Annotated in this window: 23 protein-coding genes, 3 pseudogenes and 1 riboswitch; of the genes and pseudogenes, 19 read left to right on the top strand and 7 right to left on the bottom strand. The window is 47.0% G+C overall.

Annotated elements, in window-relative coordinates; all coding sequences use genetic code 11:
• Both OGV77_RS17685 and OGV77_RS17690 read right to left on the bottom strand, forming a co-directional pair.
• A pseudogene (locus tag OGV77_RS17685) lies at positions 1 to 167 on the bottom strand (MFS transporter); the annotation flags it as partial.
• Between the two features lie 75 nt (positions 168 to 242).
• Complete coding sequence (locus OGV77_RS17690) at positions 243 to 1,301, bottom strand: alpha/beta hydrolase (protein WP_286502938.1); 1,059 nt, start codon at positions 1,299 to 1,301, stop codon at positions 243 to 245.
• 263 nt (positions 1,302 to 1,564) lie between these two features.
• Here OGV77_RS17690 and OGV77_RS17695 point away from each other — a divergent pair, with 263 nt between their 5' ends.
• The 9 genes from OGV77_RS17695 (at position 1,565) to OGV77_RS17735 (ending at position 9,841) form a co-directional block, all read left to right on the top strand.
• Positions 1,565 to 2,449, top strand: a complete 885-nt coding sequence (locus OGV77_RS17695) for a LysR family transcriptional regulator (RefSeq protein ID WP_043015831.1) — start codon at positions 1,565 to 1,567, stop codon at positions 2,447 to 2,449.
• Positions 2,450 to 2,646: 197 nt separating this feature from the next.
• Positions 2,647 to 3,186: a GNAT family N-acetyltransferase gene (locus OGV77_RS17700; protein ID WP_170927997.1), complete on the top strand. Its 540-nt coding sequence runs from the start codon at positions 2,647 to 2,649 to the stop codon at positions 3,184 to 3,186.
• A 210-nt stretch (positions 3,187 to 3,396) separates the two neighbouring features.
• Positions 3,397 to 3,620: riboswitch (cobalamin riboswitch) on the top strand.
• 221 nt (positions 3,621 to 3,841) lie between these two features.
• Complete coding sequence (locus tag OGV77_RS17705) at positions 3,842 to 4,897, top strand: ABC transporter substrate-binding protein (protein WP_080626329.1); 1,056 nt, start codon at positions 3,842 to 3,844, stop codon at positions 4,895 to 4,897.
• A 66-nt stretch (positions 4,898 to 4,963) separates the two neighbouring features.
• A complete protein-coding gene (locus OGV77_RS17710) occupies positions 4,964 to 6,031 on the top strand; it encodes a FecCD family ABC transporter permease (RefSeq protein ID WP_080625426.1) in 1,068 nt (355 codons plus the stop codon).
• Positions 6,028 to 6,843: an ABC transporter ATP-binding protein gene (locus OGV77_RS17715; RefSeq protein ID WP_043015828.1), complete on the top strand. Its 816-nt coding sequence runs from the start codon at positions 6,028 to 6,030 to the stop codon at positions 6,841 to 6,843. The genes OGV77_RS17710 and OGV77_RS17715 overlap by 4 nt, the downstream gene beginning before the upstream one ends.
• 10 nt (positions 6,844 to 6,853) lie before the next feature.
• A complete protein-coding gene (locus OGV77_RS17720; RefSeq protein WP_043015827.1) occupies positions 6,854 to 7,294 on the top strand; it encodes a pseudoazurin in 441 nt (146 codons plus the stop codon).
• 27 nt (positions 7,295 to 7,321) lie between these two features.
• Complete coding sequence (gene petA / locus OGV77_RS17725) at positions 7,322 to 7,873, top strand: ubiquinol-cytochrome c reductase iron-sulfur subunit (RefSeq protein ID WP_051642642.1); 552 nt, start codon at positions 7,322 to 7,324, stop codon at positions 7,871 to 7,873.
• 1 nt (position 7,874) lies between these two features.
• Entirely contained in the window at positions 7,875 to 9,035 is a 1,161-nt protein-coding gene (locus tag OGV77_RS17730; protein WP_080625427.1) for a cytochrome b, read from the top strand.
• Positions 9,036 to 9,037: 2 nt separating this feature from the next.
• A complete protein-coding gene (locus OGV77_RS17735; protein ID WP_075144873.1) occupies positions 9,038 to 9,841 on the top strand; it encodes a cytochrome c1 in 804 nt (267 codons plus the stop codon).
• Between the two features lie 298 nt (positions 9,842 to 10,139).
• On the opposite strand, the gene OGV77_RS17740 is transcribed toward OGV77_RS17735, so the two are convergent.
• Positions 10,140 to 13,556 (bottom strand): inverse autotransporter beta domain-containing protein, encoded by a 3,417-nt coding sequence (locus OGV77_RS17740; protein WP_286502937.1) that lies wholly within the window; start codon positions 13,554 to 13,556, stop codon positions 10,140 to 10,142.
• Positions 13,557 to 13,828: 272 nt separating this feature from the next.
• A complete protein-coding gene (locus OGV77_RS17745; protein ID WP_087050466.1) occupies positions 13,829 to 14,254 on the bottom strand; it encodes a YuaE family lipoprotein in 426 nt (141 codons plus the stop codon).
• Between the two features lie 1,253 nt (positions 14,255 to 15,507).
• On the opposite strand from OGV77_RS17745, the gene OGV77_RS17750 reads away from it, so the two are divergent.
• The 3 genes from OGV77_RS17750 (at position 15,508) to OGV77_RS17760 (ending at position 18,401) form a co-directional block, all read left to right on the top strand.
• Positions 15,508 to 15,729: a hypothetical protein gene (locus tag OGV77_RS17750; RefSeq protein WP_043015821.1), complete on the top strand. Its 222-nt coding sequence runs from the start codon at positions 15,508 to 15,510 to the stop codon at positions 15,727 to 15,729.
• Positions 15,730 to 15,870: 141 nt separating this feature from the next.
• On the top strand, positions 15,871 to 17,589 hold the full coding sequence (locus OGV77_RS17755; protein ID WP_043015820.1) for an ABC transporter permease subunit: 1,719 nt from the start codon (positions 15,871 to 15,873) through the stop codon (positions 17,587 to 17,589).
• 29 nt (positions 17,590 to 17,618) lie between these two features.
• Positions 17,619 to 18,401, top strand: a complete 783-nt coding sequence (locus OGV77_RS17760; RefSeq protein ID WP_043015819.1) for an ABC transporter ATP-binding protein — start codon at positions 17,619 to 17,621, stop codon at positions 18,399 to 18,401.
• 221 nt (positions 18,402 to 18,622) lie between these two features.
• Here the strand turns inward: OGV77_RS17760 and OGV77_RS17765 are convergent, their stop codons facing one another.
• Positions 18,623 to 18,907, bottom strand: a complete 285-nt coding sequence (locus tag OGV77_RS17765) for a hypothetical protein (protein ID WP_231130592.1) — start codon at positions 18,905 to 18,907, stop codon at positions 18,623 to 18,625.
• Between the two features lie 121 nt (positions 18,908 to 19,028).
• On the opposite strand from OGV77_RS17765, the gene OGV77_RS17770 reads away from it, so the two are divergent.
• Positions 19,029 to 19,256, top strand: a complete 228-nt coding sequence (locus OGV77_RS17770; RefSeq protein WP_231130593.1) for a cation diffusion facilitator family transporter — start codon at positions 19,029 to 19,031, stop codon at positions 19,254 to 19,256.
• Between the two features lie 114 nt (positions 19,257 to 19,370).
• On the opposite strand, the gene OGV77_RS17775 is transcribed toward OGV77_RS17770, so the two are convergent.
• Complete coding sequence (locus OGV77_RS17775; protein ID WP_047412240.1) at positions 19,371 to 19,778, bottom strand: hypothetical protein; 408 nt, start codon at positions 19,776 to 19,778, stop codon at positions 19,371 to 19,373.
• A 488-nt stretch (positions 19,779 to 20,266) separates the two neighbouring features.
• Here OGV77_RS17775 and OGV77_RS17780 point away from each other — a divergent pair, with 488 nt between their 5' ends.
• The 6 genes and pseudogenes from OGV77_RS17780 to OGV77_RS17800 all read left to right on the top strand — a co-directional run.
• Positions 20,267 to 20,605 (top strand): hypothetical protein, encoded by a 339-nt coding sequence (locus tag OGV77_RS17780; protein WP_043015817.1) that lies wholly within the window; start codon positions 20,267 to 20,269, stop codon positions 20,603 to 20,605.
• Between the two features lie 3 nt (positions 20,606 to 20,608).
• On the top strand, positions 20,609 to 21,769 hold the full coding sequence (gene cfa, locus OGV77_RS17785; RefSeq protein ID WP_080625433.1) for a cyclopropane fatty acyl phospholipid synthase: 1,161 nt from the start codon (positions 20,609 to 20,611) through the stop codon (positions 21,767 to 21,769).
• Positions 21,770 to 21,992: 223 nt separating this feature from the next.
• The gene (locus OGV77_RS17790; protein WP_087050465.1) at positions 21,993 to 22,292 is read left to right on the top strand and encodes a hypothetical protein; all 300 of its coding nucleotides are present in this window, start codon (positions 21,993 to 21,995) and stop codon (positions 22,290 to 22,292) included.
• Between the two features lie 64 nt (positions 22,293 to 22,356).
• On the top strand, positions 22,357 to 22,599 hold the full coding sequence (locus tag OGV77_RS24755) for a DUF2442 domain-containing protein (RefSeq protein ID WP_043015815.1): 243 nt from the start codon (positions 22,357 to 22,359) through the stop codon (positions 22,597 to 22,599).
• Positions 22,600 to 23,305: 706 nt separating this feature from the next.
• A complete protein-coding gene (locus tag OGV77_RS17795) occupies positions 23,306 to 24,238 on the top strand; it encodes a VirK/YbjX family protein (RefSeq protein WP_075144880.1) in 933 nt (310 codons plus the stop codon).
• A 48-nt stretch (positions 24,239 to 24,286) separates the two neighbouring features.
• Positions 24,287 to 24,460: pseudogene (locus tag OGV77_RS17800) on the top strand (IS66 family transposase); the annotation flags it as partial.
• Here the strand turns inward: OGV77_RS17800 and OGV77_RS17805 are convergent.
• A pseudogene (locus OGV77_RS17805) lies at positions 24,455 to 24,635 on the bottom strand (salicylate synthetase); the annotation flags it as partial. The pseudogenes OGV77_RS17800 and OGV77_RS17805 sit on opposite strands and share 6 nt — an antisense overlap.
• Positions 24,636 to 24,649: the final 14 nt, after the last annotated feature.

The following is a 24,649-nucleotide window of genomic DNA, read 5'->3' on the forward strand; positions in this document are numbered from 1 at the left end:
CCTGCCAGCCCCTCCGTCACGCCTAAATCGCGGGCAATCGGCGTGAGCAGGCTGACGGGCATAAATTCAGAAGCAATCAGCACAAACACGCACAGGGTCATGGCAAAAATACCGCCCCAGTATGCGCGCTGATGATGAGATGATGGTGTTTGGTTTAGCGTCGACATAGTGAAATTTCACGAAGATCAGGATAAAAGCCACCCGCCAGAGGCCGGTGGCTTTGCATCAATTCAGGAGAGGGTTTATTTCAGTTTGGTCTGGAAAAATTGTTCGAACTTCGCGAAAGGTATTTTTCCGGCCACGTTATCGTAGAGGTCCACATGATTTGCCCCTGGCACCACTACCAGTTCTTTGTCTTTACTGCCAATCGCCTTGAAAGCATCTTCAGCAAAATAGCGTGAATGCGCTTTCTCACCGGTCACAATAAGCGTTGGGATGGTGATTTCACTGGCGTAGCTCAGCAGCGGCATATTCATAAACGACAGTGGCATCGTTGCCGTCCACGCCCCGGTCGAGTTAACGGAACGCTCGTGGAAGCCGCGCGGCATGCGATAGTAATCGAAGAACTCTTTCAGTATCGGATGCGGATTTGCCGGCAGCGTTTCTGGCAGAACGCGCTCGCCCGCGCTGGCCTTGCCGTTGCTGTCGACGTTAATATCATGGCCGCCGTGTGCGAAGGTGCCGCTCTGCGCATCCTTCCAGCGTTGTTCGTTCAGATATTGCAGAACGGCACGACGGTCGGCGATGGAATAACGGTCTTTGCCCACACCCACGCCATGGCCCATCGCCCGGCTCATGTCGTACATCACGCTGGTAGCCACCGCTTTGACGCGGGTATCCATCGCAGCGTCGTTCAACGCCATGCCACCCCAGCCGCAAATACCGAGCAGCCCGATACGATTGCGATCCACCTCTTTTTGCAGCCCTAAGAAATCCACCGCCGCGCTGTAATCTTCAGTGTTGATATCCGGTGAGGCGACGTTTCGCGGATAGCCGCCGCTTTCCCCCGTGTAAGAGGGATCGAATGCCAGGGTAACAAATCCTTGTTCCGCCAGCGTCTGCGCATACAGGCCGCTGGATTGCTCTTTCACCGCGCCAAAAGGCCCACTGACCGCAATCGCTGCCAGCTTGCGATCGCCACGATCTTTGGGCAGGTAAAGATCGCCCACTAAGGTGATGCCATATCGATTCTGGAACGAGACTTTACGATGTTCGACTTTCAGGCTCTCAGCGAAGGTCTTGTCCCACTTATCTGTCATGGAAACAGGGGCATTCGGATTGGTTGAATCAGCAAAACTCATTGTTGAGGCTCCACTTAATGATGCGAATAACAGCATGGCCGGCATCGCGGTTTTTAGCGTTCGGGTGAAGGCTTTCATAAAAATCCCCATGAAAAACAACTGAGAAATACAGGTTTCCGACGGACAACGCTGCGGTGCTTTGTTTTGATGGGCTCATTATAGTGAGCAGAATTAGTGCTGATTAGAGGGCGATTAGTGCTAAGATTAATACCATAATGTTATAAATTAATATTAAGACTGCTGTCATTCAGAGGGATTATTCAATGGCGAAAAGGGAGAATTACAACGAGCTGTACTTGTTTATGCAGGTTGTACGGGAAGGCAGTTTCACCGCGGCTGCTCAGCGGCTGGGGCTTGCTCAATCAGGAGTCAGTCGTTCTGTTCGTGAGCTTGAAGAAAGGCTGGGCGTCCAGCTGCTGGTGCGTACCACGCGTAAACTGTCGCTGACGCAAGCAGGCGAGCAGCTCTATCAGAAGACGGCATCTGGATTTGATACGTTAGATCGTGGGCTTGCCACGCTGGCGCATTATCGAGAGACGCCCTCCGGTACGGTGCGTATCAATGCCAGCCAGCACGCCATTGATAAATGCCTGCTGCCTAAGCTGGCGGTATTTAAACAGCGCTACCCTGATATCAGGCTAGAACTGATGAATGAGAGCCGGTTCGTCGATATCATCGAGGAAAGATTCGATGCCGGCGTTCGTCTGGGGCCTGAAGTCGGCCAGGGCATGGTCGCGGTGCGCATTACGCCGGATATGGAGATGGCCGTTGTGGGTACACCTGAACATTTTCACCGCTTTGGTTTTCCACAAACCCCGGCGGATTTAAAGGCGCATCCCTGCATCGCCTATCAGTTTGCCGACGGCAGCGTATATCAGTGGGAACTCATTCAGAATGATAAAAAAATCACCCATCAGCCTGAAGGGCAATGGGCTTTATCCGACAGCTATATGGAAGCAGAAGCCGCCCGGCTGGGTCTTGGGCTGGCCTATGTCCCTGTCGAACTGGTCGCGGATGATTTAGAACACGGTAACCTTATCAGGGTGTTGCAGCGTTACAGCCTGCGAATGGAAGGATTATTTCTTTATTATCCTCATCGCAACGTCTCCCCTGCCCTGCGAATGGTCATTGAGACGCTGAAAATTTAAGCGTACGCCATGGCGGGTCTTCATTGTGCAGAATGGTAGGAAGTATTCCTGCCTGAACTCAATATTTCCCATTTATAATCTGTGTGCAGAATAGCAACATTGACAATTGCATGTCTGTCTCAGGTCGCTCAATATTGTTTTTAAAGTAGTCTTATTGTTATTATCGTTTTCCATTCTAAGATTGAGTTACGCATGCCATGATCCCATTTAGGTTTAGTGAGATGACTCACGCCGATATTCCTGCTGTTCAGTCGTTCCTTATTGAACATCTTAATCTGTTCTTCAATGCTGGTAGATCCATGCCTTCTGGCGAAGAAGATCTCTTTGATCTCGAACGACAGTATCTGTTACAGGAGAGGAATTCATTACTTTGCGCATGGAGCGAAAAACGAGAATTAATCGCTACACTGGCGGTATGTCAATATAATGATCGGATTGCTGAACTGCGCGGACGCTATAACTTGTCTGAAACAGCGGAAATTTGTCGTTGCTACGTGGATGAACGCTATCGCAGACAGGGGATCGGCAGTCAATTGTTTTCCTTAGCTGAGGTATTTTGTCAGCAACATCAATATAAAGTTTTGTATCTTCACACACATCATTTTTTACCCGGCGGTTATCATTTCTGGTTGCGTAACAATTTTAACGTGATTATGGATATGCAGGATGAATGGCAGTTGGTACACATGGAGAGTTCACAAAAAAAAGATTCAACTGCTAATATGCAGCATTTTTGATGGTGATCAATATGTTTCATACGCGGAGATTGAATTATGTTCGTAATTTGATCAACATCAACCAATTATCATTTAGCTTCCCGTTGTTATTTTCATTTACAGCATCACGCAAAGAAACAAACACACAACCATTTGTATTTATTGATTATTTTTAGTTGCCCACTCTCTTTTGCCTCTTACCCCCTATGGTTGACCTTGTTAACAATTGCCGTTAGAGTCGCTTTCGACAGCATTTCATTACATTTTTGTATATGAATAGGAATATGGTAAGAATTATTTAATTCAATTCCATAACTGCCCCCGCAACTGTAGGCGGATGCAGAATATCCTTGTGTGGTTAATAAGCCACAGGTCACTGTAAAGTTTATCTTTATGGGAAGGCTGATATTCTGGTTACCGTGAGTCAGGAGACCTGCTGTCAAAGGTGTATACCATTGAGTGGACGGGATGGTCCATGGGATGAATTATTTGACAAATGCAGTAGTGTATTTATGAATAAGATTTCGGCTAAGTAACGCTTATTTGCATTTTTTGCATATCTTCATTCTTAAATTTCACGATTGAATGTCATCTATCTTCATGTCTCCTCCCGATATATGGAATGAAATGAGCCATGACCAGATCTTCAGATTCTGGCATCAACGGGACGATGATAATGCACGCTAATTCTACCTTTTACTCCTCTAAAAAAACGCTTCTGGCTATTTTGGGCACGACTGCTCTGCTGCTTACTTCCGGTTTTTCTGCCGCGGCAAAAACCGAATATCCTCTGACGATTAAAAACTGTGGCCGCGATATTACCTTCAACCAGGCACCAACGCGCGTGGCAACGGTGGGACAGAATAGTACCGAGATTCTTTATTCATTAGGGCTGGCCGATCGCGTCGTGGGCACTTCACTGTGGTTTGGCCCGGTACTGGATACTTATAAAACAGCTAATGAAAAAGTTGCCGTTATTGCGCAAAATATTCCCAGCTTTGAAGGGATTGTGGCTAAAAAACCGGATCTGGTCGCCAGCCAGTTTGAATGGCAAATCGGCCCAGCAGGCACGGTTGCCTCTTATGAACAGTTTAGTGAACTGAAGGTTCCCGTTTATACCGCGCCGGCTGACTGTGCGAAAGATAACGAAGATGGTGGTGATGGTGTCCGTAAGGGTATGTTTGATATTGCCATGGTGTATCAGGAAGTCGCCGATTTGGCGAAAATCTTCGATGTTCAGGATAAAGGCGAAGCGTTGATTGCCAGCCTTAAAGCACGTGAAGCCGCAGCGAAAAATAAAATTACCGGAATGGATAAGAATGTTTCCGCGGTGTTCTGGTTCTCAAGCGCCGATTTGCAGCTCGATCCTTACGTTGCCGGAAAGTTTGGCCCAGCTGCATGGATAGCCCAAACGCTGGGTGTGAAGAATGTGATTGATTCTGCCGAAGAATGGCCAACAGTGGGCTGGGAAACCATCGCTAAAGCTAATCCTTCGGTCATTGTGCTCGGAGAGATGAGCCGTCGGCGCTTCCCGGCAGATGACTGGAAGGTCAAGATGGAATACCTCAAGTCCGACCCTGTCACCAAACTGGTTCCTGCCGTCAAGGAAAACCATCTGCCGGTCATTGACGTACAGACAATGAATGCCGGGATCAGAACTATTGATGGGGTGGAAAAACTGGCGGATGCCCTTGTTGAATATGGCTTAGCGCATCCGCAGTCTGCTCATTAATCTACGTTTTGCGCTATATCCTCGGACGGTATAGCGCATCTCCGTTACTCAGGAACGCAGATAATCATGAGTGATTCACGCAGGATGCGTCGTGCCGTTGGTCAACTTGCGATGAGAATAGGTGGACATGCCGTTTGGGTCAGTGCGCTGATGTGCTGCGTACTGCTGGCGGGTATTTCCATCGGCGAAACGCTGATTCCCTGGCAGCACGTACTCAGCACGCTGGCAAATCATCTTTTTGATGCACACTACCCTGTCGATGCGCTGGATGCAGGGATCGTCTGGAACTATCGCCTGACCCGAGCGCTGGTCTCCGCCTGCTGCGGTGCCTGCCTGGCTGTTTCCGGCGTAGTGCTGCAGTCGTTGCTACGCAATGCGCTCGCTGAACCTTATCTATTGGGGATTTCTGCCGGAGCATCCACCGGAGCGGTGCTGATTGCTCTCACCGGGCTTGGGGCAGGGATCATCAGTATGTCATTGGGAGCTTTTATTGGTGCGCTGACAGCATTTATGTTCGTTGCACTATTAGCAATGGCTGCTGGCGGTAGACAAGGCGGAGGTGTAACAACCCAGATCATCCTTGCCGGGATCGCCAGCTCACAGCTTTTCAATGCGATTACGTCGCTTATCATTACCCGCTCAGCAAACGCCGAGCAAGCGCGCGGTATTATGTTCTGGTTGTTAGGCAATTTGAGCGGTGTACGCTGGCCCGATGTTGTCTTAGCCATTCCAACCGCTCTGGTCGGTATCGTGCTGTGCTTCTGTTATGCCCGCCATCTCGACGCGTTCTCCTTTGGCGCTGAGTCTGCGGCATCGTTGGGTATTCCGGTAAAACGTACCCGTGCAGTACTGATTGCCGCCGTCACCGGCATGACGGCAATTATGGTCTCCATTGTTGGTGCGATCGGCTTTGTCGGTCTGGTTATCCCGCATGCCGCTCGTCTACTGGTCGGCAACCAGCATCATCGACTGCTGCCAGTGAGTGCGCTTACCGGCGCGATCTTCCTCATTATCGCTGATGTTATTTCCCGCACGTTACTCCCCGGCCAGGTTCTACCAATAGGCGTGATCACCGCTCTGGTTGGCGCCCCTGCGTTTTCAATCATTCTGATTAGAGGAAACCAGAACAAATGACGGTGAACCTCGTAAACCCTTTTATTACCTCTGCACAAGCCGTTATTGAAGCCTGTAATCTGCGCTGGAAGGTAAAAGGTAAGACGATTGTTGATGATATTTCACTCAGCGTAACGCCTGGCGAGTTTGTCGGCATCATCGGCCCCAATGGCTCGGGCAAAACGTCACTGATTTCACTCCTGGCTGGTTTGCTGAAGCCGACTTCAGGACGAATCACTCTGCAGCAAAAAGCGCTCCAGCATTATTCGCGGCGTCATCTTGCTCAACAGGTGGCGCTGGTCGAACAACAGGCTGAAACCAGCGAGCGTCTTACTGCTTTACAAGCCGTTTCTCTGGGGCGGACCCCCTGGCTTAGCCTGCTCTCCCCCTGGTCCGCCAAAGATGACGTTATCGTGCAGACTATGCTGGAAAAGGTTGATCTCAGTGAATTACAGCACCGCTGCTGGCATACCTTTTCTGGTGGAGAAAAACAGCGCCTGCATATCGCCCGGGCGCTGGCACAGCAGCCACAGTTGTTGCTGATGGATGAACCCACCAACCATCTCGACATTCAACATCAGATTGGCCTGCTAAGTCTCGTGAAACGTGAAAAGCTCACGGTGATTGCTGCTCTGCACGACCTCAATCATGCCGCGATGTTCTGCGATCGCATCATCGTAATGACGTCCGGACATATGGCGATGCAAGGGAAACCATGCGCTGTTTTTACCCGCGAAAACCTCCACACCTGGTTTGGAATCGACGCCATCATTGAAAGGGATGCAAGTGGTGCAAACTGTTTTATTCGTTATCAACGGCCTGATGAATTTTAAGGAAGAATCAATGAAATACCTCAAACAGAGTCTGCAAATTTTGTGTTTACTCGCTTTCGCCTCTTCAGCCTTCGCACAAACTCACGAAGTGTTGATGAAGAATCGTGGGTCTGCGGGGCCAATGGTCTATGAGCCGGATTATCTGGAGATCCAGCCTGGGGATACGGTGAAGTTTATCCGTAAACATAAAAGCCACAACGCGGCCTCAATCGCTGAGTTGTCTCCGGCTGGCTATCCTGGATTTATGGGCAAAATAGATGAAGAGATCGAAGTTACTTATGACAATGCCGGGTTTTACGGCATCAAATGTACACCGCATTACGCTCAGGGCATGGTGATGCTGATTAAGGTTGGAGATGCCTCGTTACCAGAAAGCTACCGTGCGTTCAAAGCGCCGGGTATTGCTGACAAGCGCTTTCAGGAAATTTACGCGCGTATCGACAAACATTAATCCGCGACACTTAAGGAGGTATACGAGGTGGCAGATAATAAACGTCCAGATGGCGAAATCCAGGAACAGCGTCGGGAATGCCTGTGTAAACTGACAAAATTTGTCGGTGCGGCAGGCGTCGCTGCTGCTGTCTGGCCGCTGGTTTCGGCCTTGGGCCCGGATGAAAAAACGCTTGGGGAAAATGAACCGATTGATGTCTCTCTTGCAGCGGTTGCTGCTGGACAAACCGTCAGACGTGTATGGCAGGGAAAGCTGATTCTTATTCACCATCGCACCCCGGATGAAATTATTACTGCCAGAAGTGCCGACCTGGATACGCTTATCGACCCACAGCCAGACAGCGCCAGGGTCTCTGCAGCCCATCCTCAATGGCTGGTGGTTCAAGGTTATTGCCCACATGCCGGGTGTGTACCTAACGCCCGACCGGGTGGGCTGGGTTGGATTTGCCCGTGCCACGGCTCAGAGTTTGATACCTCCGGGCGCGTGACGCGCGGGCCCGCAACGACCAACCTGGCAATCCCAGACTACGTTATTCATTCCGATGGTCAGGTCGTGCGTATCGGCGCGAAGGAAGTCTGAAATGAAGAATGAAAGCGTCTATTCGCTTCGCTGGCGTATTCCTTTCCCTCGCTCAATTGCCGGACTCTGGGTATTTGCGATCGGCGCTATCCTGCTGGTTATGCTCGGCGTGCAGATCTTTACGGGTATCGTGCTGGCGATGTTTTACGTACCGACGGCTGAGCTGGCATTTGACTCCATTATTCATATTATGCGCGCGGTTCGCCATGGAGAGCTGTTACGTAACATGCATGCTATTGGCGCGTCGCTCTTTTTCTTTGCCTGCTACATGCATATTTTTCGTGGCATGTACTACAACGTTTACCGTAAGCCCTGGACGACAATGTGGATGGTTAGCGTCACGCTGTATATCCTGCTGATGATGACCGCGTTTCTTGGTTATAGCCTGATCTGGGGGCAAAAAAGCTACTGGGCGGCAACGGTGATTACCCGATTTGCCCAGGCCATCCCGCTGGTGGGTGATTCAATTTACGCATATTTAGTCGGCAGCCATACTCCGGGGACACCGATGCTGGGCCGCTTTTTTGTTATCCACTTTATTCTTCCCTTCGTGATTGTCGTCGCCACGGTTTTCCATATACGTACAGTACAGTCGGCTTTTGCCCAGGCGATGAAAAAGAGGTTTAGCGAGAAAGAGTCCAGGAGCCTGTTGTTCGATTACAAAATCACCGATCTCGATGCTATAAAAATCACTCTTTTTTTGATGGTTTTCGCCTGGTTTTTATTCTTCGCGCCGCACTATCTGAGCAGCGCCGACAACTTTATTGCTGCTGACCCAACGATTACACCCGCGATTGTTGCGCCAGAATGGTATTTCCTTCCCTTTTTCTCCATCTTGCGCTGCTTCCCGAATGAATTCGTGGGGCTAGCCGCGATGTGCGGCTCAATACTGATTTTCTATTTTCTACCCTGGCTTGATACTTCCCGGGCTCGTTTTCGCCATTACAGCAAACTGGTTAAGTGCGGATTCTGGCTATGGGTTATTAATGCCTGTTTTTTAGGCTGGTTAGGGTCGAAAGCGCTGGTTGGCCCGGATCTTCTTGACGGTTTTCGTAATGATGAGGGCTGGATCCGTGCCGCATCCCAGCTTTCGACGCTGATTTGGTTTGCCTGGTTTTTAATCGTCTTACCTTGCCGTCGTTTTCTTGAAAAACAGGACTGATGATGAAACAACTATTGAAATTCAGCGTCTTGTCCTTTTCTCTGTTGGGGCTGAGTTCCTCATATGCGCAGGAAGCCAGGCCTGAACGCCAGGAATGGAGCTTTAGCGGCATTACTGGCCAATATGATAAAGAGCAGCTTAGACGTGGCCTGCAGGTTTATGAAGAGAAGTGTCGCGCTTGTCACGGCATGAAACACCTAACCTTTCGGACGCTGACCAGACCCGGCGGTCCAGAACTCACGGCTGAAGAAGCAAGAAGTATCGCCAGCGGCTATCAGTTTCCTGAGATTCAGGATGACGGCCAGATTGGTGAGCGGGACGGTACGCTAAATGACAGCTTTATATCGCCATATCTTAATGAACGTGAAGCACGATACCTTAACAATGGCGCTGAACCCGTTGACCTGAGCTATATCGTCCGTGCCCGCTCATACGATCGCGGTTTCCCACAATTTTTGTTAGATGCTTTTCTGCCCTACACGGACCAGGGGGCAGATTACGTTTACGCACTGCTAACCGGCTATCTGCCTGCCGATCCTGAACTGAAGGCTAATCGTTATTTTCCAGGCGGCGTGATTAACATGCCAAAACCACTGACGAGTGGAGAGATCCAATGGAGCCCGGCATCGAAAAAAGCTGAAACTGAGGAGCAATACGCCAGGGATGTTACCGCCTTTCTGGCATGGGCTGCCGACCCGGCGCTCTCTGAACGAAAGCAACAGGGAAATTACGTTATGGGCTATCTGGCTATTATGTTGGGCTTGCTATGGCTATTACGACGAATGAAGAGGCGTTCGCTAATGTAGGTCTCGCGAGGTGGGGCGATTACTCAGTTCACCAGCATTCAACCGGGCAGCCGCGCTGTTGCCTTGCACGACTAAGACAAGTAAAGGAAGACAAAATATAAACCGAGCTAAACAAAAAAAACCAAGCTATTAAATAGCCTGGAGTCCATATTTAGCGGAAGCGTAGCCCGCTTCCGCTAAAACTAATTTGATTATGCCGGAGGATCTCTAAAGATGAATGGCACGATTATGCAGAATACTTACACGATCGCCTTCGGCGTAGTGGCAGTTACACAGAATAACTTACCGGTTTCTATCACTACATCGACTTTCGACACACCATAAATTCACTAAAGTTACCAATAATAGTACCGAGTTTTCCATTACTTAGACTGACAATGTATGTGGCAGCGGCATATTGAGATGTCCAGTAACCAGTATAATCTGTGATTGGATTCGTCGACACAAAACCTGATCCGTTGAAAGCAGTCAGATTACCCCACTCACTCCAAAGCCCACCGAGAGTTCCACGCTTACCATCACTTCTTTCACTCCCATTAAGTTGTTGTATTGTCGGCACTTTAGAAAAACTCGAACCGCAAAAACTAGCTTCATCCATGTCGGTCCCGGTAGTTGTACCATTATTGATGAACCAATTTTTCAGCGTAAAATCCCAACTGATAATTTTACCCTCACCACTAATTGGTGTGCCGGTAATAGTAACTTTACTTCCGGTTCCTGTATCGTTAAATGAAACCACTCCATCCTTTACTGTCACCCAAGGAGCATCGGCTTTCCAGTTAAAGTCTGAAGCGTTACCGTTTTTCAGCTCAATGGTGAACATCGCCCCTTTAAAACCTGTCGTTGGGAAGCCTTCATCCTTTCCAAAGATATAACCATTGACTGCAATGTCTTTTATTGAAACATCCGCCACGAAGCTGACCTTTTTATCCGCGTCCACCATCGTGCCGGTGCTGCCTGCCCTCACGCTCACCTGAATGTCCGACACCGCCGTCGTGGTGCTCGTCAGCGTCACCGTTGTCTGACCAGCGGCGTTGGTGGCGCCGTCCGCCGCCACCGTCACATGGTCAGGCTTGTCCGCCTGCGCCGTCACCGTCTGGTCCGCCACCGGGTTGCCGTTCGCGTCCGTCACCGTCACCGCGTAGCGGAAGCTGCTGTTGCCGTCGGCAACCCTGCTGACCTCATCCCCCTGCAGCAGAACCGACTTCACCTGCGCCGTGCCCGCGTCCGCCGTCAGGGTCACCGCCGGCTTATCGTTGCTCGCCGGACTCGCCCCCTGCATCGCCTGCACCGTCGCCTGCCCCGCTTCCGTCCCCGTCAGCCCGGCCGTATAGCTTCCCGCCGTCCCCTCCGTGAACCCCGTCACCTGCGTGTCACCCGCGCCCGCCACCTTCGCGCTCAGCGTCGCGGCCTGGCCCGACACCGCATTGCCGTTGCTGTCCCGCAGCGTCAGCGTCAGCGTCGAGACCGCCTGACCGTCCGCCACAATGTGATCGGGGGCGGCAACAAAGTCCGACTTGTCCGGCGACACGGCCCCTGCCACGAAGCTGACCTTTTTATCCGCGTCCACCATCCTGCCGGTGCTGCCTGCCCTCACGCTCACCTGAATGTCCGACACCGCCGTCGTGGTGCTCGTCAGCGTCACCGTTGTCTGACCAGCGGCGTTGGTGGCGCCGTCCGCCGCCACCGTCACATGGTCAGGCTTGTCCGCCTGCGCCGTCACCGTCTGGTCCGCCACCGGGTTGCCGTTCGCGTCCGTCACCGTCACCGCGTAGCGGAAGCTGCTGCTGCCGTCGGCAACCCTGCTGACCTCATCCCCCTGCAGCAGAACCGACTTCACCTGCGCCGTCGCGCTGTCTGCTACGAAGTGAACCTCAGTTGTATCGTAGTTACCGTTAAGCATCGTCGCCGTCACCGTGCTGGCGCCTGCCACCATACTGGTCAGTGATGCCGTCGCCTGGCCTTTCTCGTCCGTGGTCACCGTCTTCGCGATGACCGCCCCGTTGTCCGCCGTCAGCGCCACCACCTGACCCGCCTTTTTGTCCGTCACCTGCACCAGCACGCTGTCCGTCCCCTGACCGTCCGCCTTCGCATTATTCTTGTCTGACTTGATAGTCACCCCGTTATCGGATGGCACAACGTCAATCTGCATCGTTGCCGTATTGGACTGGTTGTCATGGTTGTCCGTCGCCATCGCGCTGATCTGATACGTCTGCGGCGTTTTCTGATCACCGCTGAATATATAGGCCGGCAGCATCACCTCAATTTCCGTGGGAGTCAGTATTCTGTAGCGTCCACCGCGGGCCATCAGCTCCGGAGAAACCGACCAGTCAACCCCCTTCAGGCCGTACTTGACCTTTGCGATCGTCAGCGGAATGGTGATGGTTTCCATCGCCTGTGCCCTACGCCGCTCCGGCAGCCCTATGCGCAGCAACTCCTGCTTACGGTACTGCATAACAATGTTGTAATTGCGGTCAACAAAATCGTATTTGTTACCGGCCAGACTGCGCATTAAATCCACGTTATCGGGGCTGACCTGCTGATACCACGGCACTCCCAGCCGATAGTTAATATCCAGGGCCATTAGGGTATCATTTGAGTCACCAACCGAGCGGCTGGCAGAAAGGGTCATCAGGGGGAAAGGGGTGTAACTCAGGCCCGCAGTCAGCACGGCAGGATTGTCCTTCAGGGTGTCAGGACTGGTGCTGTCACTGACGGAGACGCCCCTGCCGAAATACTGCTCGTATTTCAGGCTACCGCCGAGATAGGGCCAGGCGGGCAGATATCCCTCAGCACGTATGTCGAAACCATTTGCCGGGCGCTCATCGTAGTCCTCCATCTCTGAAAGTACCGACTGGTGCCAGTTCGTCAGCCGAATATAACCGTTAACCCCCAGCTTCAGGTAATCGCGCCACAGCTCTGCACCGCCACCAAGACGCCGGTTTTTACCCGTATAGTCATAGTCATAGAAAACGTTTCCACCCAGCATCCAGTCGTCCATATACGTCCGGTAGCCGGCACCGAGGTTAACTGTATTTCTCTCCTGGCCCCGGCGAACGCCCAGTTGGGTAAAAATAAGATTCTGGTCGGTGTCGTGAAGAGGAATGAGCATATCACCGGAAAACTGCCCGCCGCTCCCCAGCGAGACCTTAGCGTTACCGAACTGATTGAGCCAGTCGTTTACTCTCTGGTTAATCAGTCCTTCGCCAACTCCCCGGGCATAATTAATGGCAGCATCCGTTCTGTTCTCGCTGGAGAACATGGACCCCATCTGCATGGCACCGGAGGCCAGCGTCCCTTCAGGTTCAGACGACAGTTCCGCAACATGCCTCTCCAACATGTTTTCTGACGGAACCTTCAGCGGCCTCCCCTGCCCCAGTACCGGCCGGGTCAGATCTGGCAGACCGGGTGATACCCTGGGCTCCGGAATCAGTCTGGCATCGGGGACTGCCCGCTGACCTTGCGGGCCGGCAGAGAGTGGGACCACAGGCGCTACAGTTTGCCCTTCGCCAGAAACTACTGGCGGGGAGTCGTGATGCCCCGCCGGTTCTCCAAATATAAGTGAGTTCAGTCCATGAATTGTCCCCTGCATATCTGCAGACATATCCACATCCGCACGAACCGGTGCCGGAAGCAGCGTCAGTACGGGTGTAATAAACTGTATAATAATAAGCAGCCATGCAATAAAAGCATTACGTCTGATGTCAGGGGACATGGACTATTCCATCATTAGAATAATAAACACAGATTAAAAAACGGACAGGAGATATATAATATCATTCTGCAGATTACAAAAAAAAACCGGTCAGGCATCCAATATAAAACAGGATGCATAACAGCGTAAGAAAAAGAGTCAGTGCCATTTCCATCACAAGCCTCTCTTACCCTTTCAGTATTTTTATGATTATCTCCACAACCCGGTATTAGTGCCTCATGTAGTATGCACCCGGCACCATTTATTTCCGGAAAGACAGCCAAGGAAATAGCTTAAATTCCGTATAGTTCTTTTATTTTTGCTTTAACAACCTGATATCCAGCATAATTAACGCGGTTACATAAGGTATCCAGCTTCATATCAAGCTTCATGGTATATACTGCTTTCGCATCGTCCCCCATAATATTTTTATTGGTGTTCAGAAACGTATACCCGTTGCCAATTTTTATATAGTCCTGTGAATATTTTTGATACTGATCACTTCCGGCCCGCCGCAGAAAATTAAAGTTATCCACACAACTGTTGTTACTGGAAGTAATAGCATAAACCGGAGTCAGGGAGTTTCTTCCGCTGGCGTACTTTACTGACGGAGTCATATTTTTACTGACTGCCTTATTGTCCGGGGAATGAGCCGCGCCAGAGGATGAACAGGCCGCCAGAAAAACTAGCGAAGCAATCGGAATCAGTTTTAATATCATGTAAAAACCTCGTTTAATTAAGAGAATGAATTATCCAACATGCAGGTTCACCATCCTCAAGGAAATGCCGGGATCAGCGTTCCATCGAGTCGTATCCGTATTCGCAGACCCAGCTTATTCAGCCAACTTAACCTGAGGCGGTAGATGCTCCTACCCTGTTCGATAAGAGCACGCATCATCGGCCGCTGTTTCTGCGTCGATTCACGGAGCTCAAGTTACTTCATAAAGACCTCGGCCCAATTGAACAAAAAAAGAACCAAACTTGTGCAGAAAACAAGCCGAGGATAGTATGCGCAGACATATTGATCAACAAAAACGATCAATTAATTATTATTGATAGTCATTAACTATCACGAAAGGCGTAATCGATCGATATTTACATTGAACTAAATCGCCGTAAAATTGATCAAAATCAATATACAATTCTAATCATTTGCTGACTAAGGATTATTTGTAACGCGCAATCAACACGGTCTGAGTTTATTAGACCGGTGCATATTCCTGCTGGCTATCTGAAAAACCGGCATCACAGTTTATCCTGAACTTCAGTTTTTAAGTCAACAGAACCAGATAGACACTTCAATAGTCTAAAAATCATTAATGATGGCCCCTCTAATCACAATGAAACGAATCATGACTGTTGCAGATCATCGATGTAACGATATTTTCGACAATGTATGGGTTTGTTGTATCCTCGTTTACCCGGCTGTGATGGTGGGGTCAGTCCATTAACGGCAGGGAGTGTCTGGATTATCCATAGCGATTCAATCCGTATTATTTTGAAACATTAACTCTTACCTTGTCATAGCTAAACAATTCATAACCAGAAGTGATTTTTTAATTTACCGTTCAAGCCACATAGCTATAATAAGGCATCTTTCAAACAGGAGTTATTCGTTGGACAGTTACCCTAAATTAAATAACAAGGCAAGCTAGCGAAAATGCTCCTGTCGCTGCTTGCCGGTCCCGGTGGGCAGTAATTTCACCTAACATGTGATTGCGCCTCAAAATAACTACTAATTAGCGTGATGTTCTTATCGAAAATCATCCCGCCATAACTAAATTAACCCCGTATCTTCAAGAGGAGAAGCGTTATGACGCATAACATTTCTGATGAACCTCCATCGAGAGGGCTAAGCTCAGGCTGACTATCTGCATTGAAATCAGGTGTATGCAATGGAGGTGGTCATGACAGTTGCCTTGAAACTGTCGGTTAATGGCCTTTCATTTAATGCACTTAGGTGAGGTGTAGCATGTTGCTCACAACCAAACGTTATATTTTTTATGTTGATGCTAATAGCACCATTCATTTTTCAACTCTGGCGGATGCCTGTCTGCCCGTCCGGAATTCATCACCACTCGCCATCAATAAAAAGCTCGCTAGCGGAAAGTCTTTCGTCAGTGGGTTCCTGCAAAAACTTGCAAATAAAAGACAGCGTGCTGTTGAGGATTATATCAACACGTTACTGCCTTAATTCGTAATGTACCATAGAGGCTTGAGTTAAGCTGACGCGCCTCTATGGCCATTTTGGGTTTATAAATTTCATCCTGCATTATTCACTCATGTTCAGTGAAGGTCATCCCCTGAGCGTGAATAATGAGCGGAGATTCTTATTATGCATGCTTTGACAAAACATAGAAGCAAGACGACTTCTGTGCTTAACGATATGGTTGTCTGTTTTATTCTTGTGGCAAGTATTGTCCTCTTTATCTACGGTTGGCGGGGGATGCATAGCGCATTCAATGGGCACGACTTACCCGCACTAAGCCTCGATTATCATGTTCTTCCTTATTACACGCTTCGTACCACCATGCGCCTGGTAATCGGGCTATTTTATTCAATGCTATTTTCAATCGTCTTTGCGGTGCTGGCAGCAAAATTTGCGCCTATGAGACGCGTCATTTTGCCCTTAGTCAACTTTATGGAATCTGTCCCGTTAGTTGGATTCCTGACTTTCACCACCGCCTTTTTCCTCGGTCTTTATCCGCACAGCGTTATGGGGCTTGAAGGTTTAGCGATATTCGCAGTCTTTACCGCACAAGCATGGAATATGATGCTGACGCTGTACCAGACACTCAGAGTGGTACCCAACGAGCTGGCAGAAGCGACGGAAGTATTCCGCTATAACCCTTGGCAGAAATTCTGGCGTCTGGGATTCATCTATTCGTTCCCGGGGTTACTGTGGAATACGATGGTATCGCAGTCTGCCGCCTGGTTTGCGTTGATTGCCTCAGAGATGCTGACAGTAGGAGGAGGCAGTACAAATTTACCGGGTGTTGGCTCTTATATTGGTATTGCGCTTCAGGAAGGTAGTCCTTCTGGCGTCGTCCGGGGAGTATTAGCGCTAATCGTTAATATCATCATCTTTGACCAATTACTGTTCCGTCCGCTGGTCCGCTATGCCCATCAGTTTAAGTACGAGGATGTGAGTGACAGAAAGGTACCAAGTTCATGGTTCTATCAATGCCTGAGCAATTCAATGACAGGGCGAGGACTGGGGCTCGCCTGCAAACGGTTCTCCCTATTCTGGTTATTTGTATTACCAAAAGCATGGTACGGGTTACGACTTCATCGCTTGTTTGCTTTCCTGGGACAAATGAACTGGCTTTGGTCAAATCTATGGTATCTGGCTATCGTTGTTGGATGCATTTATTACGGCCACCAGCTGTGGTTATTCATTCCTAAGGAATATCTGGCTTCACTTCCCGGCTGGATGGGGTTGACTGCTGCGAGGGTCATTGCGGCCATGGTGCTCAGCGTCATTATTTTTACGCCGCTTGGCGTCTGGATCGGTCTACGGCCTAAACTGGTACGTTTTTTCCAGCCGATTATCCAGGTTTTAGCCGCGGTTCCTGCCAACGTCTTTTACCCGTTGATTGCTTTTATGATTGTGGTATGGCACCAGGACCTGGGGAGCTGGACCATCCCGATGATTATGCTGGGTACACAATGGTATGTGCTTTTTAACGTCATCGCGGGCACATCGATGATCCCCAGCCAAATGGTTGAAGCGAGTAAAGTTTGTCATCTTCGTGGATGGCTGTGGTGGAGTAAATTCACACTTCCGGCAATTTTCCCATATATCGTCACTGGAGTTATTTCAGCAGCTGGGGGGGCATGGAATACCGCAATTGCCGCTGAAGTACTGAACTGGGGAAAAATTACATTACAAACTCATGGGCTCGGTGCCTTTATCTCTCTCGCCAGCGATGCCGGCCTAAATCAGCAAGAAGCACTGGGATGCCTGGCAATGTGTTTCATGGTTCTACTGTGCATTATTTTCATCTGGCAACCCATGTATCGCTATGCAGAAAACCGTTTCAAATTCGACTAATGATTAATAATCAGCCATCAGGACATGTTATGAAGCATTCAAAAGCTGTATTAGAAGTTAAAAACATCTCTAAATCTTTCAAAAAAGACCGGGAACAAAAAGTTGTTGTGCTAGAACATATTAATCTTGAGGTTAAGGAGAATGAGATTGTTGCATTACTTGGGCGTTCTGGTTCGGGTAAATCCACGCTGCTGCGAATGGTGGCCGGTCTTGTCGAACCTGATTTTGGTTCCATCGTGTGCTGCGATCAGCCAGTTAATGGGCCGGGAAAAAATACCAGTATGGTCTTTCAATCATTTGCGCTATTCCCATGGTTAAATGTGTTCGATAGTGTGGCTCTTGGGCTGCAAGCACTGGGACTTTCGTCTGATGAAGTCGGTAAAAGGACGATGGACATGTTGGATTTGATTGGCCTCATCGGCTATGAAAAATCTTATCCACGGGAGCTCTCGGGGGGGATGCGCCAGCGTGTCGGGTTTGCCCGGGCACTGGCGGTTGAGCCGGATCTTTTACTGATGGATGAACCTTTCTCCGCGTTGGATATATTCACCGGCAACAAGCTACGCCAGGATCTCATCGAAATGTGGGAAAATAGGGTTATTAAAACACGCTCGATGCTCCTGGTAACCCACAGCGTTGAAGAAGCGGTAATGCTTTCAGACCGGGTATGTCTTCTTGGCGGGCATCCCAGCACAATAACAGATATTTTCAGCATTAACATCGAACGCAATCAGAGAACCAAGGAAAGTATTTCTACGATGGTTGAGAAGATAAGCGACACTCTCAATGGGTTGATTGCCGCCAGCGCGTAATTTAAGGGGGATAATGATTACCTCATGGACGAGCTAATCATTACAGTTGTTATGCATATTCATTCCTGTTAATAACAATGGGCTTTGTTGAATACATCGGGTTCAGTTCAAGCCTGCTGGCAAAAGAAAGTCCATTTTCAGGCAATAAGCATGTTTTCTGACATGCCTGCCTCAGTCATTCTGTTCAACCCAAAACACTGACCAGAGCCTCTGCTACCTCACTATCGTACAAGTGTAATGATTAGAGCATTTTCTTTAAATTGTTCAATTCGTTGCTGGCATGCCCCTTGGTTCTCAAGGGTTGATTTCTGATGGCCTTCGCTCATTTTTAGACTTATTTCTGACTTTGTTTTCATGGTAGAAAATAATAAATCCAGCGAGACTCTGATGATGACCACCATTACGGAAATCTGCGTTTCGAGAATGGTGCGAAATTTATTATCGGGGACATTCTGTTTTTTGTTGGTCCAGGGATGCTGTGGTCTGCCGGTAATAAGCTCTTTCACGGACAGTCTCATCAGGAAGTAAAACGATCGCATTATGGATTGCTTTACTGGCTCTAGCGATTAAGGAGACTCTCTTTAGATATATGCTTGCGACCGGCCGAGGCATAACTCTTCACTACTTATTGCGAATGCCTGGCACGCGCGCTCCGATGCTGCATCATCCGTAGTGGTGGCGTTCGGTATCACCGGGAATTTGCTGGGGCTGCACTTTATGGATTTACTGGTCGTATTTATTGTCGCTAAATTCATTACCCGAATGGGATATCAGTTCGCCTCAGATGCCCTGCATGACTTGATGGGTCGCTCTGTCGATGCTCAGACGGACTCGCTACACAAAATTGCCTGCTGACAACCAACTGTGTGCTTAGGCTTCATGAATTCGATAGCAATGTGAGCTCAGGCCATAGGTTACATACATATTGTTAAATGGGAGCGGCTGAGTCACGACGTGACTTGAATAGTTTTAACCTCCGGCAGCTATTGCTGCAAAGCCCGCACCGAGTGCTACAGCAAATACAGCAACGATGACAACTGCGGTTACTCCAGCGCCAGCCCCTATTGCTGCTGCTGTTTTTCCTTTCGATATGTCTTTTTTATCAAGCGAAACCATATCATCAAAGGAAACCGCCTGCCCGGTACTTGTAAGCAGCGCCCGCGGTGTGGTTGTCTGAACAGTAACAGTATCATGGCTACCATCTTTTAATTTGTACTGTACAACATCACCTTCGTACAGTGGCGGATTGAGAAGGTAATAAGAGTAATTATTCTCAAGCTTTTTCGGTTTCACCTGCACCGAATCATAAGTTGAACAACCTGACATCAGCATCGTTGAGGCCATCATTATTCCAGCCAGAATTTCTTTTGATTTCATTTTAACAAACCTATATTTAAAAAATAATTATCTTGATGTCTATATATCTATGAAGAAGCATATACTTCTGACATATCAAAGGCAAACCTTACAGGTTGCGATTGGTTATCGTAAAAAAAAGCAATCCACTGCTGGCATGAACAATACAACCTGGAAAATATAACGTTAGTTATTACATTAACGCAGTGATTCACAATCCAAAATTAGCATTGAAAAACTAAACAAAACATATACGAACAACAAGTAATAAAAATTTTCTCAGGCGTAGTTCAGATTAATATATTGAAACATATTTGCCGTCTTCAAAATTGATAAATCATAGCAATCACACCATATAAAAAACAACGACAATCAATTATAAAACAACTACTTAAAAAACTCATTCCATTCATCAATGATCATTATTCGTATAATTCATTATATTTTCAAATAAACATCAAGCAGATTTGTATTACAAATGACAGAATATAAAAAGGTATCTTCCTACTATGAAGAAAACGTTGGAACTGATGAATAAAGCCAATGAACTTGAATCCATGGGATTGTTACGCCGTGCGATATCGGTCTGGCGAGAAATTCAGTCAATTAGTGATGGGGATATGAAGTCAACTGCTATAATGAAACAAAGAAAACTGACCACACTCCTTAGTAGTCGACTGAAAGATGCAGAAAGAAACCAGTATAACTGTCGTAAAAACATCAACGAAGACCGTGAAACAATCCTTCAACATCTTAAAAATGGTAAGACTCCGCGAGAAATTGAGATGTTAACGTGGAGGTCGACTTCTTTTATTTACAGCTGTAAAAAAAAGTTACAAGAGAGTTAGTTCATGAATAATAATAATTATTATTCCAGGAATAAATATCCATTGAACACAGTACGAAAAGGCCAACATGATCAATGGTATGATCTGGCTCAGCGACTGTTTTATGAAGCTGATATCAAAATTAATGGTTCTCGACCATTCGACATTCAGGTACATGATAACCGTTTTTTCAAGCGAGTTTTACAGCAAGGCGCTCTTGGCCTCGGTGAAAGCTATATGGATGGCTGGTGGGATTGTGAAAAGCTGGATGAAATGGTTACCAAAACTCTCCGCGCTGACCTGGACGGGATAATAAAAAGGAACATGAAGAACATGGTCAGGCTTGCTGGAGAAAAATTGCTCAACATGCAATCAAATAAGTGGGCCTGGATAGCAGGTACAGATCATTATGATCTTGGTAATCGCCTGTTCTGTTTAATACTCGATCCTTATATGCAATACTCTTGTGGTTATTGGCGTAATGCGGAAAATTTACATACAGCGCAACAGAATAAGTTAAAACTTATTTGTGAAAAATTGCAGCTTAAAAAAGGAATGACGTTATTAGATATCGGTTGTGGCTGGGGGGGGCTTGCTGCGTATGCGGCTGAAAATTATGGAGTTAGAGTAACGGGAGTAACTGTCTCAGCCGAGCAAATAAGAATGGCCAGTATCCGTTGTAGCTCATTAGATATAGATTTTAAGTTAATTGATTATCAAGATCTCCCAACACTTACACAAACCTTTGATCGCATTGTCTCGATAGGTATGTTTGAACATGTTGGAGCTAAAAACCATCTGACTTATTTTAATATTATTAATCAGCTTTTAAAAAAAAGTGGCTTATTTTTACTCCATACTATCTGTTCCAACAAAACTGACCATAATGTAGATCCATGGATAAACAAGTATATTTTCCAACATGACAGTTTATCGTCAATTTCTCAAATATCGAGTGCGAGTGAAACTTGGTTTGTTACAGAAGACTTACACAATTTCGGTACAGATTATGACAAGACTTTAATAGCATGGGAGCAACGATTTAACTCTTCATGGCATCTTTTGGAAGATGATTATCCCCCTATATTTAGAAGAACGTTCGATTACTACCTTAACTCTTGTGCAGGTGCTGTTCGTGCAAGGAAAATTCAACTTTTGCAGTTCATTTTTACTAAGGGTATTTAGGAAGGCTAGATACTACAAGGTGTAAGTACACTTATCAATGAAAAGGCAAGAAATATGCAACCGCTAGAGAGAAATAAAAAAACACAAAATATCATGTTAGCATTATGCTGGGTGATATTAATTGCAGCATTTATTTTTTATTGTTTTGATTTTTATTGGTTTTGGTAAAATCCATCTAAGACTCAATAAGTAATTACATTAATAATCAACAGGAGTAGCCATAATGATTATAGATGAAAATAAACAAATGCATGTTTTAAATGCTTTCAAAACAGCACTTCCCTCAAGAATAAATCATCACGAGTGGAATCAATTAATTAAATCGATTGGTAGTACAAAAGAAACCTATGCGTATATGGCTCTTTTAATCGATGAAGGTTTTCTCACTGGTACTGTTATCTTTGATGAATCTCCTGACAGTGACGGAGGATGGCATGTTAATCTTCAGTCGATACGTATCACCGCCCAAGGGAATCGACGTTACCAATACTGGATACTATCGAAAGATATTTATGGAAAATAATCAAATTATCTGAAAACAATTCAATGAAGCGTGTTCCATACATTAACTTACCTTAAGGTCTCTTATGTTACAAGTTAAAAAAATACGGTATTCCGCCCATCATATTTGTCTTGAGTTACAAAATGGACTCATTATATCGGTCCCTTTCATTTGGTTCCCATTGCTTAAGCAGGCAAATATAAAAGATTTAAAAAACTATAGAATAACAAAAAACAGTATTGAGTGGCCTAACATTGGTGAAGCATTCACTCTTACCGAAATTTTAAATAGTGCTGGCTATCCGTATCCGGAGAGTATGGATAGCTAGAACCATTTTAAAAAAGGATGGGACGAGTAACAAGTCAGTTAAGCTAATCTTAGTTGACTTGTTGATTCTGTTAATAGACCCGTTTTAGTTCCAAGCATTTTTTGAGATCTTGGCCAAATTGACCCTGACCTAAATCATTGCAGTGCTAAATCAGAGATCTTTGTCTTTCCAGAGACTTTGGATGAATTTAGCCGGAGCCATGTCATTTGAGAATGAATACATACCGGCAGGCGCTTGCCCAGCACCCACCCCCCCTCCATCACACCGACCACATCCTCGCCTTTCAGCGACTTTCCATCATGGATCGCCAAACATTCCAAACTAAGCAGTTGATCTAAATGAAAAATAAATATCTATACGGTTCTGTTAAGCAGCTTACGGTAGAGGCTGTAATACCTTGTTTAAACAGAAGTTTAATGTCCCCATCTCTATCTTAAGAATACACTCATCATCTCATAGAATATAGCAATGCCTGTAAAAGCACTTTGTTTAATAAATATATAGGTTTCACCCTGTATAATTAAAAATTAGTTAATGCCTGTCCATTTCCGTCAGAGATTTGGGTTTTATAACTCTCTCCTGTCCAAATGGAAAAGTGTTGCGCCCAGAAATGAAGCTATTATTCATTCTGAATGTGCCAATCAAGGGTTATGATTTACGAGCGAACAAATTTTAACACTAAATAACAGATTAACACGCGATATTTATGAAAAATGTATCATTTTTAAAATTTCTGACAAACATCGTACTGGCTCGTGGTTCTCTGCATGGCAAATGGAAGAACAAGAAATTTCGATTCATGTATCTTTTACGGTGCATAATCAATCCTGCCTCCAGTATTCTTTATTTTTATGAGTTATGTTCACTTAGTGAAGCGAATAAGATCCTGGAAATACAACCTACGTTGCCGGCCAAAATTCATCGCCCTTATTTACATAAAGGTGGACTAACCAAGACTCGACGTAAAAATATCATTGGACATTACCGTTTTATCCAGAGTCTGCCAGTAAAATATCAGGAATTTTTATTTCCGGACAGTGATGTATTATTGACTCAGTTTAATGGGAAAAATGGTGAGGAGCTTAATATTTATTGCTCTTCTGGCGGTTTTGATCGCGAGGGAGAACTGATGTTGTCGCTCTATTATAACACGATCCCAGTCGCTCGTTTGTCATTCTCTATTATCCCAACGCCAAAAGGGCATTGTGCGTTTATTGGTGGTTTACAGGGTGCTCCAAAAAATATTGGACCTGACGTTATTAGGGATGCAACTAAGGCCTGCTATGGACTATTCCCTAAGCGGATCGTTTATGAGGCTCTGTGCTCATTAATGAGTTGCTGTGATATTTCTGATGTTTTAGCAGTCAGCGAACAAAGTCATGTTTTCAGGCAACTGAGATACCGGTATAAGAAACGTAAGTCCTTTGTTGCCACATACAGTGATTTTTGGGAATCGATTGCTGGCCGTCCATATAGTAACTGGTATCAGTTACCGGTGAATGTCGAGCGTAAGTCATTTAATGCGCTTCCCAGTAAAAAACGCTCAGAATACAGGAAAAGATATGCTTTGCTGGATTATATTCATGAGGAAATTAGGGATCGCCTACAAGGCAGGCCAAAAGTCCAGAGCGCTGGCTAAAGCTATCCGGGCAGATTAATCATCTTCAACATTAATGTCATGTACGCATACTGCAGTACTGGCTAGATGGAAATCAATAACATCGCCGAAAACGCTTTAAGGTGCGTGGTTGTGGGCTAAATAAACTGGCTGTTCCCGGATTCCGACAGTGGTTGTGGAAACGCGGCGGGGTTGTGCTCGCCGGTCGACACCTACCCTCAGAACAATGTGGAACCCGAAAAATAGCTGCGTTCCGTCGGCATTTATGTGCAACCGAGCCTGGCAGCCTTTGCCTAAATACCCACAAGGCTGACTCTCATAGACATAACACTCTTCTTCTGCAAACTGGCGTAAGACACCAGAAATTCGTCGGCAGCCATTGTTCCTCTGGTAACGTCAGGTGTAAAAATTCACTGATTTTTAACCCTTAAC

The organism is Citrobacter sp. Ce129 (genome assembly GCF_030334545.1).
Taxonomy (GTDB): domain Bacteria; phylum Pseudomonadota; class Gammaproteobacteria; order Enterobacterales; family Enterobacteriaceae; genus Citrobacter; species Citrobacter europaeus.

What these genes read in the sequence shown, in the direction of transcription:
- OGV77_RS17690 (WP_286502938.1), bottom strand. Translation starts at nt 1,301, where the DNA reads ATGAGTTTTGCTGATTCAACCAATCCGAATGCCCCTGTTTCCATGACA.
- OGV77_RS17695 (WP_043015831.1), top strand. Translation starts at nt 1,565, where the DNA reads ATGGCGAAAAGGGAGAATTACAACGAGCTGTACTTGTTTATGCAGGTT.
- OGV77_RS17700 (WP_170927997.1), top strand. Translation starts at nt 2,647, where the DNA reads ATGATCCCATTTAGGTTTAGTGAGATGACTCACGCCGATATTCCTGCT.
- OGV77_RS17705 (WP_080626329.1), top strand. Translation starts at nt 3,842, where the DNA reads ATGCACGCTAATTCTACCTTTTACTCCTCTAAAAAAACGCTTCTGGCT.
- OGV77_RS17710 (WP_080625426.1), top strand. Translation starts at nt 4,964, where the DNA reads ATGAGTGATTCACGCAGGATGCGTCGTGCCGTTGGTCAACTTGCGATG.
- OGV77_RS17715 (WP_043015828.1), top strand. Translation starts at nt 6,028, where the DNA reads ATGACGGTGAACCTCGTAAACCCTTTTATTACCTCTGCACAAGCCGTT.
- OGV77_RS17720 (WP_043015827.1), top strand. Translation starts at nt 6,854, where the DNA reads ATGAAATACCTCAAACAGAGTCTGCAAATTTTGTGTTTACTCGCTTTC.
- OGV77_RS17730 (WP_080625427.1), top strand. Translation starts at nt 7,875, where the DNA reads ATGAAGAATGAAAGCGTCTATTCGCTTCGCTGGCGTATTCCTTTCCCT.
- OGV77_RS17735 (WP_075144873.1), top strand. Translation starts at nt 9,038, where the DNA reads ATGAAACAACTATTGAAATTCAGCGTCTTGTCCTTTTCTCTGTTGGGG.
- OGV77_RS17740 (WP_286502937.1), bottom strand. Translation starts at nt 13,556, where the DNA reads ATGTCCCCTGACATCAGACGTAATGCTTTTATTGCATGGCTGCTTATT.
- OGV77_RS17745 (WP_087050466.1), bottom strand. Translation starts at nt 14,254, where the DNA reads ATGATATTAAAACTGATTCCGATTGCTTCGCTAGTTTTTCTGGCGGCC.
- OGV77_RS17750 (WP_043015821.1), top strand. Translation starts at nt 15,508, where the DNA reads ATGTTGCTCACAACCAAACGTTATATTTTTTATGTTGATGCTAATAGC.
- OGV77_RS17755 (WP_043015820.1), top strand. Translation starts at nt 15,871, where the DNA reads ATGCATGCTTTGACAAAACATAGAAGCAAGACGACTTCTGTGCTTAAC.
- OGV77_RS17760 (WP_043015819.1), top strand. Translation starts at nt 17,619, where the DNA reads ATGAAGCATTCAAAAGCTGTATTAGAAGTTAAAAACATCTCTAAATCT.
- OGV77_RS17775 (WP_047412240.1), bottom strand. Translation starts at nt 19,778, where the DNA reads ATGAAATCAAAAGAAATTCTGGCTGGAATAATGATGGCCTCAACGATG.
- OGV77_RS17780 (WP_043015817.1), top strand. Translation starts at nt 20,267, where the DNA reads ATGAAGAAAACGTTGGAACTGATGAATAAAGCCAATGAACTTGAATCC.
- cfa (WP_080625433.1), top strand. Translation starts at nt 20,609, where the DNA reads ATGAATAATAATAATTATTATTCCAGGAATAAATATCCATTGAACACA.
- OGV77_RS17790 (WP_087050465.1), top strand. Translation starts at nt 21,993, where the DNA reads ATGATTATAGATGAAAATAAACAAATGCATGTTTTAAATGCTTTCAAA.
- OGV77_RS24755 (WP_043015815.1), top strand. Translation starts at nt 22,357, where the DNA reads ATGTTACAAGTTAAAAAAATACGGTATTCCGCCCATCATATTTGTCTT.
- OGV77_RS17795 (WP_075144880.1), top strand. Translation starts at nt 23,306, where the DNA reads ATGAAAAATGTATCATTTTTAAAATTTCTGACAAACATCGTACTGGCT.